The organism is uncultured Nocardioides sp. (genome assembly GCF_902805925.1).
Taxonomy (GTDB): Bacteria; Actinomycetota; Actinomycetes; order Propionibacteriales; family Nocardioidaceae; genus Nocardioides.
In genome coordinates this window covers 1-13,214 of sequence record NZ_CADCUP010000121.1, presented here as the reverse complement: position 1 = coordinate 13,214, position 13,214 = coordinate 1, and the positions used below count along the sequence as shown (strand labels likewise).

Sequence of the window (13,214 nt, the reverse complement as noted above, 5' to 3'; positions counted from 1 at the left end):
CGGGACGCATGGGACTACACCGACAGCGTCAGCCGCTGCCGGATGATCTTGCGCCGCAGCACCACGCGCCGGGTCCCGTCGGGGCCGATGCGCACCCGGTCCAGCTCCCAACCGCCGTGCTCGGCGCGCTCGACCAGCAGCTTGGTCACCACGCCGCGGGGGTACTCGCGGGAGAACGTGACCTTCTCGAACTCCCACTCGACCCCACGGCTCGGGGGCGGACGGCGACGGCTCATGGTCCCTATTCTCCAGAGACGTCGTCGAGGGCGTGCACGATCTCGCTGGGCAGGACCAGCTCCTCGACGGCCAGCGCGGCCGACAGCTGCGCCGCGGTGCGGGCGCCGACGATCGGGGCGGTGACGCCCGGGCGGTCACGGACCCACACCAGCGCCACCTCCAGGGGCGTCCAGCCCAGTCCCTCCGCGGCGCGGGCGACGGCCTCGACGATGCCGCGGCCGCGCTCGTCGAGGTAGGTCCCGACGAAGCCGGCGAAGTGCGGTGAGGCGCCGCGGGAGTCCGACGGGGTGCCGCCGCGGTACTTGCCCGTCAGCACGCCGCGGCCCAGCGGCGACCAGGGCAGGACCCCGAGCCCCAGGGCGGCGGCCGCCGCGAGCACCTCCTGCTCGACCGCGCGGTTGAGCAGCGAGTACTCCACCTGGGTCGACGCCAGGGGGGTCCGCCCCGGGACGGCACGCTGCCAGGTGGCGGCCTGCGCGGTCTGCCAGCCGGCGTAGTTCGAGATGCCGACGTACGACGCCCGCCCGCTGGACACGGCGAAGTCGAGGGCGCCGAGGGTCTCCTCGACGGGGGTCTCGTCGGTCCACACGTGCACCTGCCACAGGTCGACGTGGTCGACCCCCAGCCGCCGCAGGGAGGCGTCGAGCGAGGAGAGCAGGTGGCCCCGTGAGGTGTCGGTGACGCGCTCGCCCGTACGCCGCGAGATGCCGGCCTTGGTGGCCAGCACGACCTCGTCGCGTGCCACGACGTCACCGACCAGGGTCCCGATGAGCTTCTCCGACGCGCCGTCGCCGTACCCCGCGGCGGTGTCGAGCAGGGTGCCGCCGGCCTCGGCATAGGCGATCAGCTGGTCGCGTGCCTCGTGCTCGTCGGTGTCGCGTCCCCACGTCATCGTGCCGAGCCCGAGGCGGGAGACCCTGAGCCCCGTGGAGCCCACTGCGCGCTGCTGCATGGCGAACACCGTAGCCAGGAGCGGCAGGCGGCCCGGGCACCCAGGCCGGCGCCACGCCGACACCGCCGCCCCGCCTGCGACGGGTCCCGAGCCGGTCCCCGTAGGCTGCCCGCCGTGCTAGATCTGCTCAAGGCGGTGGTGCTGGGCCTCATCCAGGGCCTGACCGAGTTCCTGCCCATCTCCAGCAGCGCCCACCTGCGCATCTTCCCCGAGCTCTTCGGGTGGGGCGACCCGGGTGCGGCGTTCACGGCGGTGATCCAGATCGGCACCGAGCTGGCCGTGCTGATCTACTTCCGCCACGACATCTGGCGCATCGGCTCGACGTGGGTGCGCTCGTTGGTCAAGCCGGAGTACCGCGGCCACTTCGATGCCCGGATGGGCTGGTTCATCATCCTCGGCTCGCTGCCGATCGTGGTCCTCGGCGTGCTGCTCAAGGACGTCATCGAGCGCGACTTCCGCAACCTATGGGTGATCGCGACGGCCCTCATCGTGCTCGGCATCGTCCTCGGCATCGCCGACCGCGTCAGCGCCGACGACAAGAGGATCGAGCACCTGACCCTGCGCGCCGCGGTCCTGATGGGAGCCGCCCAGGCGCTGGCGCTCATCCCCGGTGTCTCCCGCAGCGGCGCCACCATCTCCATGGGTCGCCTCCTGGGCTTCGAGCGCGAGGCGGCCACCCGCTACGCCTTCCTCCTCGCGATCCCCGCCGTGGTCGGGGCCGGGCTGTTCGAGCTCAAGGAGATACCCAACGGCGACAACACCTACGGCTGGGGCCCGACCATCGTCGCCACGGTCGTGTCCTTCGTGGTCGGGTACGCCGCCATCGCCTGGCTGCTGCGCTACGTCTCGACGAGGTCGTACACGCCGTTCGTGGTCTACCGGATCGCCCTCGGGCTCGCCACGCTCGTGCTCCTGAGCACCGGCGTGCTCTCCGCGAGCGGCTAGAGCCACCCGGAGCGCTTGAACAGCGCGTACAGCACCGCGGAGCTGCCGACCATCAGTGCCAGCGCCCAGGCGTAGCCGTAGGCCCAGTGCAGCTCGGGCATGTGGTCGAAGTTCATGCCGTAGACGCCCGCGATCAGGGTGGGCACGACCACCAGTGCTGCCCCGGCGGAGATCTTGCGCATGTCGTCGTTCTGCCTCAGGGAGATCTGGGCGATGTGGGCGTCGAAGGCGGTCGACAGCAGCGAGTCGAGGGCGTCGATGGTGTCGGAGACGCGCGAGAGGTGGTCGCCCACGTCCCGGAAGTAGGGCCCGGCCTCGGCATGGATCCCGGGCACCGCACCGTCGGTGAACCGCCTGACCGGCTCGCGCAGCGGCATCACCGCGCGCCGTACCTCCGCCAGCTCGCGCTTGAGGACGTAGATGCGGGCGGCGTCCTGGGTCCGCTCGGTGCTGAACACCGACTCCTCGACCTCGTCGACGTCCTCGGTGAGGTAGTCGGCCACCTCTCCGTAGTGGTCGACGACCTGGTCGCAGACGGCGTAGACGACCGCGGACGGCCCGTGCGCCAGCACCTTCTGGCGGGTCTCGAGGCCGAGCCGGGCGGCGTGCAGGTCGGCGCCCTCGCCGTGGCGCACGGAGACCACGAAGTCCGTGCCCACGAAGAGGCTGATCTCGCCGGTCTCGACGGCGTCGTCGGCGTCGACGTACCAGAGGGTCTTGAGGATGAGGAAGAGGCCGTCGCCGTACGGCTCCAGCTTGGGCCGCTGGTGGGCCTTGAGGGCGTCCTCGACGGCCAGCGGGTGCAGCCCGAACGCCTCGGCCACCTCGTCGAGCTCCTCGGCCGTGGGCTCGTGCAGCCCGACCCACACGAAGTCGCCGGGGTCGACGCGCCGACGCATCGCGGCCAGGTCGGCGACCTCGCAGTCCACCGGCACCCGGACGCCGTCGCGGTAGAGCGCGCTGTCGACGATCACAGCGGCAGGCTAGTCCCCGGGCCGTACAGTCGCGGCCATGGCAACCCTGATCCTCGTCCGCCACGGCCGGACGACGGCCAACGCCGGCGGGGTGCTGGCCGGCCGCGCGCCCGGCGTGCGGCTCGACGAGGCCGGCGAGAAGCAGGCCCGGGCCACCGCGGAGCGCCTCGCCGCCGTGCCCGTGCGCGCGGTCGTCACCAGTCCGCTGGAGCGGTGCCGGCAGACGACCGCGGCCATCGTGGCCGCCCACCCCGACCCGTTGCCGGTCACCCGCGACGCCAAGCTCACCGAGTGCGACTACGGCGACTGGCAGGGCCGCTCGCTCAAGGAGCTCGGCAAGGAGCCGCTGTGGAAGGTCGTGCAGCAGCAGCCCTCCGCCGCGGCCTTCCCGGGGGGCGAGTCGCTGCGCGCCATGCAGGACCGCGCCGTGGCCGCCGTACGCCGCCACGACCGGCGGGTCGGCGAGGAGCACGGTGACGACGCCGTCTGGGTGGCGGTGAGCCACGGCGACGTCATCAAGTCCATCCTCGCCGACGCGCTCGGCACCCACCTCGACCAGTTCCAGCGCATCGTCGTCGACCCGGCGTCGGTGAGCATCGTCCGCTACACCGACACCCGGCCCTACGTGCTGGCGAGCAACACCCACGCCGGCGACCTGTCCTGGCTGAGGCCTGCGAAGCGCTCGCGGCGCCGCCGGCCGGCCGCCGACGCCGCGGTCGGCGGGGGAGCGGGCCCGGGCGCGTCTGGCACGCGGTCATAGGGTGGGCGACATGCCTGTCGTGCACTCCTTCGACCCGCCGGACCGCTTCGTGGTCGGCACCGTCGGCCAGCCCGGCCAGCGCACGTTCTTCCTCCAGGCCCGCGAGGGCGTGCGGCTGGTCAGCGTCGCCCTGGAGAAGCAGCAGGTCGCCGCCCTGGTCGAGCGCGTCGACGAGCTCCTCGACGAGCTGATGTCGAGCGAGGCGACCGAGTCGCTCATCCCCGCCGTCGCACCGCTGGACCTCGACGACGACCACCCTCTCGAGCAGCCCATCGAGGAGGAGTTCCGGGCCGGCACCATGACCTTGTCGTGGGACCCCACCGAGGAGCGCATCGTCATCGAGGTGTTCCCCTACACCGAGGCGGCGGTCGTCTCGCCCGAGCAGGTCGAGGAGGACCTCGAGGAGCCGGAGCCCGAGGAGATCTTCGTGGTCCGGCTGGTTGCGGGCATGGCCCGCGCGTTCGTGCAGCGATCCGCCCGGGTCCTGGAGGCGGGGCGCCCGCCGTGCCCGTTCTGCGGCAACCCGCTCGACCCCGACGGACACCTGTGCGTGCGCGCCAACGGGTTCCGGCGACGCGACCCCTAGCCGGATGCCCGAGCTGACGGTGGCGGTCGAGGACCTGCTCGAGGGCGACCTCGAGCTGCACGGGCGTGTGATGCCGGCGTCCAACGCCACGTTCGTCGGCACCCTGGGCGAGCTCACGGTCGTCTACAAGCCGATCAGCGGTGAGCGACCGCTCTGGGACTTCCCCGACGGCACCCTCGCCTCCCGCGAGGTGGCGGCGTACGCCGTCTCCGAGATGCTCGGCTGGCACGTCGTCCCGCCGACGGTCCTGCGCGACGGGCCGCACGGTCCCGGGATGGTGCAGGCGTGGATGGAGCCCGATCCCGACCAGGTGGCCGTCGACATCGTCCGCGGCCACCGGCTCCCGGAGGGCTTCCGGCACGTCTTCGACGGCATCGACGAGCGTGACCGGCCGGTCTCGCTGGTGCACGAGGACACCGCGGCGCTGCGCCGGATGGCGGTCTTCGACATCCTCGTCAACAACGCCGACCGCAAGGGGGGCCACGTGCTGCCGATGTCGGACGGCCACCGGTACGGCGTCGACCACGGGGTGAGCTTCCACGTCGAGAACAAGCTGCGCACCGTCCTGTGGGGCTGGCTGGGGGAGCCGCTGGCGGAGGAGCACCTCGACGGCGTCGCCCGGGTGCTCGCGCAGGTCCGTGACGAGGCCCTGCCCGCGCTGCTCGACGACGACGAGCTCGACGCCCTCGAACGCCGCTGCCACCGGCTCCTGGCCGACCCCGCGATGCCCGCGCCGCTGGCCCACGGACCCGCCATCCCCTGGCCGCCGTTCTGATGCGGGCCGCTGGGTAGGCTGCGCGCCATGCGTGCCTGGTCAGCCCCCGACGTGCCCACCCTCCCGGCCACCGGCCCGTCGGTGCGGATCCACGACACGGCCACCGGCAAGCTCGTCGAGACCAGCCCGCAGGGCACCGCCCGGCTCTACGTCTGCGGCATCACGCCGTACGACGCCACCCACATCGGGCACGCCGCGACGTACGTCGGCTTCGACCTGCTCAACCGGGCCTGGCGCGTGGCGGGGCACGAGGTCGACTACGTCCAGAACGTCACCGACGTCGACGACCCGCTGCTGGAGCGTGCCACCAAGGTCGGGGTCGACTGGGTGGCACTGGCCGAGCGGGAGACCGAGCTGTTCCGGCAGGACATGCAGGCGCTGAGGGTGCTCCCGCCCGCCCACTACGTCGGCGCCGTCGAGTCGATCCCGCTGGTCGTCGCGATGATCGAGCGGCTGCAGCGGCTGGGCGCGATCTACCAGGTCGAGACGGACCTCTACTACTCCGCCACCGCCGACCCGCGCTTCGGCGCCATCTCGCGGATGGAGCGCGAGGAGATGCTCCGGCTCTTCGGGGAGCGCGGTGGCGACCCCGAGCGCGCGGGCAAGCGCGACCCGCTGGACTGCGTCGTGTGGCGCGGCGAGCGGAAGGGCGAGCCGGCGTGGGACAGCCCGTTCGGCCCGGGGCGACCCGGCTGGCACATCGAGTGCGCCGCCATCGCCCACGAGCACCTCGGGAACTCCTTCGACGTGCAGGCCGGCGGCTCCGACCTGGTCTTCCCCCACCACGAGATGAGCGCCGGCCACGGCCAGGTGGCGACCGGTGCCGACTTCTCCCAGCTCTACGCGCACGCCGGCATGGTCGCCTACGACGGCGAGAAGATGTCGAAGTCGCGCGGCAACCTCGTGTTCGTCTCCGCCCTGCGCAACAGCGACATCGACCCGATGGCGATCCGGCTGGCCCTGCTGCGCCACCACTACCGCGACGACTGGGAGTGGACCGACGCCGAGCTCTTCGACGCCCTCGACACCCTCGAGGGCTGGCGCTCGGCCCTGGCGCTGGGGGCCGGCGCCCCCGCGGCGCCGGTGGTCGAGGCGGTGACCGCCGCGATGGCCGACGACCTCGACGCCCCCACCGCGGTCGCCGTGGTGCAGGCATGGGTCGACGCCACGGTCGGCACCACGGGGCTGGCCGACACCTCCGACCGGGAGGCCGCCGACGTCGTACGCCGGCTGCTCGACGCGTCGCTCGGGCTCGCGCTCTGAGCCTCCGACCCTGCCGATTGGTCCCAAACGACACGTTTCGGGGCCCTGGGGATGTCGTTTGGGACCAAACGGCGGCCTCAGGCCGACCGGGTCACTCCGGCTCCTCGCCCCGGCTCCGCTTCAGGTAGCGCTCGAACTCGCGCGCGATCGCCTCGCCCGAGGCCTCGGGCAGGTCGGTGGTGTCGCGGGTCTCCTCCAGCGCCTGGATGTACTCCGCGATGTCCTCGTCCTCCTCGGCCAGCTCGTCGACACCCCGCTCCCAGGCGCGGGCCTCCTCCGGGAGGTCGCCGAGCGGGATGCTGGCGCCGAGCAGGTCCTCGATCTGCCCGACGAGCGCGAGGGTCGCCTTGGGGCACGGCGGCTGCGCCACGTAGTGCGGGACGGCGGCCCAGTAGGACACCGACGGGATGTCGAGGCGCACGCAGGCGTCCTGGAACACGCCCACGATCCCGGTCGGGCCCTCGTACGTCGACTGCTCGATCTTCAGCCGGTCGACCAGCTCCGGCTCGGTGGCCGTGCCGGTGACGGGGATGGGCCGGGTGTGCGGGGTGTCGGCGAGCAGCGCGCCCAGCGTGACGACGAGCTCGCCGCCGAGGTCGTCGCAGGCGGCCAGGAGCTCCGCGCAGAACTGGCGCCACCGCATGTTGGGCTCGATCCCGCGGACCAGGATGATGTCGCGCTCCAGGTTGGGCGGCGAGGCGACGGCGATCTGGGTGGTCGGCCAGATCAGCTGACGGTGGCCGTTCTCGTCGGTCGTGACCAGGGGACGGTTGACCTGGAAGTCGTAGAACTCCTCGGGGTCGATCGCGCCGACGACCTTGGCGTCCCACACGGCCATCAGGTGGGCGATCACCTGCGAGGCGGACTCGGCGGCGTCGTTCCAGCCCTCGAAGGCGGCGATCACCACGGGGTCCACCAGGTCGGTCAGGTCGTCGATCTCGATCACGCCGCAACCCTATGCCCCGGCCGGTGGGTGCGCGGACGCCGCGACCGGTGCGCCGCGGCGGGCGTCGACGACGATTTCACGGTGGTCCGCGGCCGGTGTCACGATGCGGGAGCGCCGTCCACCCGCTGGGACGGCTGCCTAGGCTTGCAGGGCCCGCAGAGCGCGGGCACCGAGAGGACGCCCGTGCCCGACCACCGCCCCGACGCCACCGAGCAGCTCACCGCCCTGCTGCGCGAGCGCGTGCTCGTGCTCGACGGTGCGATGGGTACGGCGATCCAGCGGGACCGTCCGGACGAGGCGGGCTACCGGGGCGAGCGCTTCGCCGACTGGCCCAGCGACCTGGTGGGCAACAACGACCTGCTGACGCTGACCCAGCCCGGCATCGTCCGCGACATCCACGAGGAGTACCTCGCCGCCGGTGCCGACGTCATCGAGACCAACACCTTCAACGCGACCGCGATCTCGCTGGGCGACTACGGCATGGCCGAGCTCGCCTACGAGCTGAACCTCGAGGCCGCCCGGCTGGCCCGCGCCGCCGCCGACGCGGTGGCCACGCCGGAGCGCCCCCGCTTCGTCGCCGGGGCGCTCGGACCGACCACGCGCACCGCCTCGATCTCGCCCGACGTCAACGACCCGGGTGCCCGCAACGTCGGCTACGACCAGCTCGTCGCGGCGTACGGCGACGCCGCCCGGGGCCTGGTCGACGGCGGCGCCGACCTGCTGGTGATCGAGACGATCTTCGACACCCTCAACGCCAAGGCCGCCATCTTCGCTGTCGAGCAGCTCTTCGAGGACCTCGGCCGGCGCTGGCCGGTGATCATCTCCGGCACCATCACCGACGCGTCCGGCCGCACGCTCTCGGGGCAGGTGACCGAGGCGTTCTGGGACTCCGTGCGGCACGCCCGTCCGCTGGCCGTCGGGCTCAACTGCGCGCTCGGCGCCAAGGACATGCGGCCCTACCTGGCCGAGCTCTCGCGGCTGGCCGACTCGTTCGTCTCCTGCTACCCCAACGCCGGGCTGCCCAACGCCTTCGGCGAGTACGACGAGGCGCCCGAGGAGACCGCGGCCGTGCTCGCGGAGTTCGCCGACGCGGGGTTCCTCAACCTGGTGGGCGGCTGCTGCGGCACCACCCCCGAGCACATCGCCGCGATCGCGCAGGCCATGGCCGGCAAGGAGCGACGTACCCCCGTCGAGAGCCGGCCGATCATGCGGCTCTCGGGGCTGGAGCCGCTGAACATCACCGAGGAGAGCCTCTTCGTCAACGTCGGCGAGCGCACCAACATCACCGGCTCCGCCCGGTTCCGCAAGCTGATCAAGGACGGCGACTACGACGCCGCCCTGTCGGTGGCGGTGCAGCAGGTGGAGAACGGCGCGCAGGTCATCGACGTCAACATGGACGAGGGCATGATCGACGGCGTCGCGGCCATGGACCGCTTCACCAAGCTCATCGCGTCCGAGCCCGACATCAGCCGCGTGCCGGTGATGGTCGACTCCTCCAAGTGGGAGGTCATCGAGGCCGGCCTGAAGAACGTGCAGGGCAAGCCGATCGTCAACTCGATCTCCATGAAGGAGGGTGAGGAGCGGTTCCGCGAGCAGGCCCGGCTGTGCCTGAAGTACGGCGCGGCGGCCGTGGTGATGGCCTTCGACGAGGACGGCCAGGCCGACAACCTGGAGCGCCGCAAGGCGATCTGCGAGCGGGCCTACCGGATCCTGGTCGACGAGGTCGGCTTCCCGTCCGAGGACATCATCTTCGACCCCAACGTGTTCGCGGTCGCCACGGGCATCGAGGAGCACGCGTCGTACGGCCTTGACTTCATCGAGGCGACGCGCTGGATCAAGCAGAACCTCCCCGGCGCCAAGGTGAGCGGCGGCATCTCCAACGTGTCGTTCTCCTTCCGCGGCAACAACCCGGTGCGCGAGGCGATCCACGCGGTCTTCCTCTACCACGCGATCCGTGCCGGGCTCGACATGGGCATCGTCAACGCCGGCGCCCTGGTGGTCTACGACCAGGTCGACCCGGAGCTGCGCGAGCGCATCGAGGACGTCGTGCTGAACCGGCGCCCCGACGCCGCCGAGCGGCTGCTCGAGATCGCCGAGACCTACAACCGCCAGGACGCCGCCGACGAGGCGACCGAGGCGGAGTGGCGCTCGCTGCCGATCGGGGAGCGGATCACCCACGCGCTGGTGAAGGGCATCGACGCCCACGTGGAGGCCGACACCGAGATCCTGCGCCGGGAGATCGCCGAGCGCGGCGGCCGGCCGATCGAGGTGATCGAGGGCCCGCTGATGGACGGCATGAACGTCGTCGGCGACCTCTTCGGCGCGGGCAAGATGTTCCTGCCGCAGGTGGTGAAGAGCGCGCGCGTGATGAAGAAGGCGGTCGCCTACCTCATTCCCTACATCGAGCAGGAGAAGCTCGACAACCCCGAGCTCGCCACCGCCAAGGAGACCAACGGCACCATCGTGATGGCGACGGTGAAGGGCGACGTCCACGACATCGGCAAGAACATCGTCGGCGTCGTCCTCCAGTGCAACAACTACGAGGTCATCGACCTCGGCGTGATGGTGCCCGCCCAGAAGATCCTGGACACCGCCGCCGAGGTCGGCGCCGACATCATCGGGCTCTCGGGCCTGATCACGCCCTCGCTCGACGAGATGGTCGGCTTCGCCACCGAGATGCAGCGCCAGGGCCTCTCGATCCCGCTGCTCATCGGCGGGGCGACGACCTCACGGGCCCACACGGCTGTCAAGGTCGACCCCAGGTACGACGGCCCCGTGGTGTGGGTCAAGGACGCCTCGCGCTCGGTGCCGACCGCGGCCGCGCTGCTGCACGAGACCGGCCGCGGCAGGCTGATGGGCGACGTCAAGGCCGACTACGACTCGCTGCGCAGCCGCCACGCCACCAAGCAGGACCGCCCGATGGTGCCCCTCGAGCAGGCGCGCGCGAACGCCACGCCCGTGGACTGGGAGGGCTACCAGCCGACGGCCCCGGCCCGGTCGGGCGTGCACGTGCTCGACGACTACGACATCAGCGAGCTGCGCGACTACATCGACTGGCAGCCCTTCTTCAACGCGTGGGAGATGAAGGGGCGGTTCCCCGACATCCTCAACAACCCGACGACGGGCGAGGCGGCGCGCAGGCTGTACGACGACGCGCAGGAGATGCTCGACCGCGTCATCGGCGAGAGGTGGCTGACCGCCCGGGGCGTCTACGGCTTCTTCCCCGCCAACGCGGTGGGCGACGACATCGAGGTGTACGCCGACGAGCAGCGCGCCGAGGTCCGCACCGTGCTGCACCACCTGCGCCAGCAGGGCAGGCACCGCGAGGGCGTGCCCAACCGGGCGCTGTCGGACTACGTCGCGCCGCGCGAGGCGGGACTGCCCGACCACGTCGGCGGCTTCGCGGTGACGGCGGGCATCGGCATCGAGGAGCGGATCAAGGCGTTCAAGGCCGAGTACGACGACTACTCCGCCATCCTGCTGGAGTCGCTGGCCGACCGGCTGGCCGAGGCCTTCGCCGAGCGGCTCCACCAGCGGGTGCGCACCGAGCTCTGGGGGCACCAGCCCGCCGAGGACCTCACCCACGAGGACCTGATCGCCGAGCGGTACGCCGGCATCCGGCCGGCGCCCGGCTACCCCGCCTGCCCCGACCACACCGAGAAGCTCACGCTGTGGGACCTCCTCGACGTCGAGGAGAACACCGGCATCAGGCTCACCGAGTCGATGGCCATGTGGCCCGGCGCCGCGGTCTCGGGCTGGTACTTCTCGCACCCGCAGTCGCAGTACTTCGTCGTCGGTCGCCTTGCCCGCGACCAGGTCGAGGAGTACGCCGAGCGCAAGGGCTGGACCCTCGCCGTGGCCGAGAAGTGGCTCTCGCCCAACCTCGGCTACGACCCGGAGGACTGAGCCGGCGCCTCGTCGGCGTCGAGCTCGCCGCCGGTCGGGTCGGGTGCCGTCTCGTCCTCGAGCCAGGCGCCGCCCACCGGCTCGCGCTCCCACGCCGTGATGCTCCAGCCCTCCTCGAGGCTGCCCTCGAGCCGGATGCAGCCGGTGTTGTGCAGCGGCTCGTGGGCCGGGGCGTGGTCGCCGGTCGCCCGGTGGGTGACCCAGGCCCGGATGGCGGCGCCGTGGCTGACCACGAGCACCGTCTGCGACGCGGTGCTGCAGATCCGGGCCATCACGGCGTCATAGCGCCGGAGGAAGTCGGTGCCGGTCTCGCCGCCCGGCATGCGGCGACCGAGGTCACCCTCGAGCCAGCCCCCGATCGTGCCGAGGTACCCCTCCAAAGCCTCCTGGTCGTGGCGCATCTCGAAGTCGCCGGCGGCGATCTCGCGCAGCCCGTCGTACGCCGCCGGCGTGCTCCCGAGCGCCCCGGCGAGCGGGGCCGCGGTCTGGCTCGTGCGCGTGGCGGTCGAGACGGCGATCGCCTCGATGCCCTCGTCGGCCAGAGCCCGTGCCGCCGCGCCGGCCTGCCGCCGGCCGAGCTCCGTCAGCTCGAGGCCCGGGACGGCGGTGTCGAGGGCCCCCGTGACGTTGGCGACCGTCTGGCCGTGGCGGAGGAGCAGCAGTCGCATGCGGTCAGGCTAGGTCGTCGACCCCGTGGACGGAGAGGCGGCGTGCACCCGGCGACCGGCACGCCCGGCGCTCACCCGGTGATCCTTCGGCAGAGACGGCGGCCGGGTGACGCGGTGATCCCGTGGACCACGGTGCTCGCCACCACCAGCAGCGAGCCGGCAGCCACCACGACCTCGTGGACGGCGGACCGTGGCCCCGAGGTCGCGCACGAGGTCGGGTTTGGTTCCGTCGGTGACCCGGTCGAGGACGTGCACGTCGAGGCCGCGCTGCACACCGAGCGGGGCGGCCAGCAGGCCGATCGGGCCGGCGCCGGTGACCAGGACACTGCGCGGCGCGAACCACGCACGGGCGCCGATCCTCTCGATCTGCTCCCAGGCCTTGGCCACGACGCTCGTGGGCTCGGTGAGGACACCGCAGAGGCCGAGGTCGGCGCTCACCAGGACGGCGTAGTCGGTCTCGACGGTCCACTGCTCGGAGCCGTACCCGAAGTCGACGTCGTGCGCTCGACGGTAGACCCCGATCACCGGTCGATGCTCGCGACGGCGTCGCGGGATCGCTGCGATCCGGTGACGCACCCGGATCCTCCCAGAGCTGTCGGTGCAGGGGGCGTGGGCGCCGGAGACGCCATGCGGGCACCGGCGCTGGGCACCGGTGTCGCGTGCGGGCCGGGTCGGTGCCGGACAAGCAGCCGCAGCCAGCTGGCTGCCCAGGTGGAGGAGGAGACGACATGTGGTTCGACCGCTGGTCCGACGTCCTGAGGGTGCTGCTGGTGGGCCCCGCGGCGTACGCAGTGCTCATGGTGGTGCTGCGCACCTCAGGCAAGCGCACGCTGGCCAAGCTCAACGCCTTCGACCTCGTGGTCACGGTCTCCCTGGGCTCGACGCTGGCCACGATCTTCCTGAGCGGCACCGTCTCGTGGTCGGAGGGCGCGGTCGCGCTGGCGGTGCTGGCGCTCCTGCAGTGGCTGGTCGCTGCGTGCACCGCCCGGTGGCCGCGGAGCAGGGCCGTGGTCACGGCTGGACCGACCCTGCTGCTGCGTGACGGGACGATGCTGCACGACGCCCTGCGCAGCCAGCGGCTGACCGAGAGCGAGGTCAGGCAGGCCGTCCGCGGTACGGGCGCCGGTGACGTGTCGGCGGTAGCGGCCGTCGTCCTGGAGACCGACGGCACGTTGAGCGTCGTCCCGCGGAGCAAGGTCGGT

Annotated in this window: 13 protein-coding genes; 7 read left to right on the top strand and 6 right to left on the bottom strand. The window is 72.2% G+C overall.

Features of this window, described 5'->3' with window-relative positions; all coding sequences use genetic code 11:
* Nucleotides 1–14: 14 nt before the first annotated feature.
* Together QZX64_RS08675 and QZX64_RS08670 are read right to left on the bottom strand one after the other, a co-directional pair.
* Complete coding sequence (locus QZX64_RS08675; RefSeq protein ID WP_295658427.1) at nt 15–236, bottom strand: DUF5703 family protein; 222 nt, start codon at nt 234–236, stop codon at nt 15–17.
* Nucleotides 237–241: 5 nt separating this feature from the next.
* Nucleotides 242–1,189: an aldo/keto reductase gene (locus QZX64_RS08670; protein WP_295658425.1), complete on the bottom strand. Its 948-nt coding sequence runs from the start codon at nt 1,187–1,189 to the stop codon at nt 242–244.
* Between the two features lie 114 nt (nt 1,190–1,303).
* Here QZX64_RS08670 and QZX64_RS08665 point away from each other — a divergent pair, with 114 nt between their 5' ends.
* Nucleotides 1,304–2,134 (top strand): undecaprenyl-diphosphate phosphatase, encoded by an 831-nt coding sequence (locus QZX64_RS08665; protein WP_295658424.1) that lies wholly within the window; start codon nt 1,304–1,306, stop codon nt 2,132–2,134.
* Here QZX64_RS08665 and corA read toward each other — a convergent pair.
* The gene (gene corA / locus QZX64_RS08660; RefSeq protein WP_295658422.1) at nt 2,131–3,108 is read right to left on the bottom strand and encodes a magnesium/cobalt transporter CorA; all 978 of its coding nucleotides are present in this window, start codon (nt 3,106–3,108) and stop codon (nt 2,131–2,133) included. The genes QZX64_RS08665 and corA overlap by 4 nt on opposite strands.
* 37 nt (nt 3,109–3,145) lie before the next feature.
* Between corA and QZX64_RS08655 the strand changes: the two genes are divergently transcribed.
* The 4 genes from QZX64_RS08655 to mshC are packed head-to-tail and all read left to right on the top strand — an operon-like array spanning nt 3,146 to nt 6,492.
* Nucleotides 3,146–3,868 carry a histidine phosphatase family protein gene (locus QZX64_RS08655; RefSeq protein WP_295658421.1) on the top strand — a complete coding sequence of 241 codons (723 nt, stop codon included), beginning with the start codon at nt 3,146–3,148 and terminating at the stop codon, nt 3,866–3,868.
* A 10-nt stretch (nt 3,869–3,878) separates the two neighbouring features.
* On the top strand, nt 3,879–4,454 hold the full coding sequence (locus tag QZX64_RS08650; RefSeq protein WP_295658419.1) for a DUF3090 domain-containing protein: 576 nt from the start codon (nt 3,879–3,881) through the stop codon (nt 4,452–4,454).
* A gap of 4 nt (nt 4,455–4,458) precedes the next feature.
* A complete protein-coding gene (locus QZX64_RS08645; RefSeq protein ID WP_295658418.1) occupies nt 4,459–5,229 on the top strand; it encodes an SCO1664 family protein in 771 nt (256 codons plus the stop codon).
* A 27-nt stretch (nt 5,230–5,256) separates the two neighbouring features.
* Nucleotides 5,257–6,492 (top strand): cysteine--1-D-myo-inosityl 2-amino-2-deoxy-alpha-D-glucopyranoside ligase, encoded by a 1,236-nt coding sequence (mshC, locus tag QZX64_RS08640; protein WP_295658416.1) that lies wholly within the window; start codon nt 5,257–5,259, stop codon nt 6,490–6,492.
* A 91-nt stretch (nt 6,493–6,583) separates the two neighbouring features.
* On the opposite strand, the gene QZX64_RS08635 is transcribed toward mshC, so the two are convergent.
* Complete coding sequence (locus QZX64_RS08635) at nt 6,584–7,438, bottom strand: PAC2 family protein (RefSeq protein WP_295658414.1); 855 nt, start codon at nt 7,436–7,438, stop codon at nt 6,584–6,586.
* A 183-nt stretch (nt 7,439–7,621) separates the two neighbouring features.
* Between QZX64_RS08635 and metH the strand changes: the two genes are divergently transcribed.
* Nucleotides 7,622–11,344 (top strand): methionine synthase, encoded by a 3,723-nt coding sequence (metH, locus tag QZX64_RS08630; RefSeq protein WP_295658412.1) that lies wholly within the window; start codon nt 7,622–7,624, stop codon nt 11,342–11,344.
* Here metH and QZX64_RS08625 read toward each other — a convergent pair.
* Nucleotides 11,326–12,012, bottom strand: coding sequence for a histidine phosphatase family protein (locus tag QZX64_RS08625; RefSeq protein ID WP_295658411.1), 687 nt, complete (start codon nt 12,010–12,012; stop codon nt 11,326–11,328). The two genes, metH and QZX64_RS08625, sit on opposite strands and share 19 nt — an antisense overlap.
* A gap of 9 nt (nt 12,013–12,021) precedes the next feature.
* Nucleotides 12,022–12,537 carry a hypothetical protein gene (locus QZX64_RS08620; protein ID WP_295658410.1) on the bottom strand — a complete coding sequence of 172 codons (516 nt, stop codon included), beginning with the start codon at nt 12,535–12,537 and terminating at the stop codon, nt 12,022–12,024.
* Between the two features lie 203 nt (nt 12,538–12,740).
* On the opposite strand from QZX64_RS08620, the gene QZX64_RS08615 reads away from it, so the two are divergent.
* Nucleotides 12,741–13,214 (top strand): DUF421 domain-containing protein (locus QZX64_RS08615; RefSeq protein ID WP_295658408.1); only part of this gene is annotated, 474 nt, incomplete at its 3' end.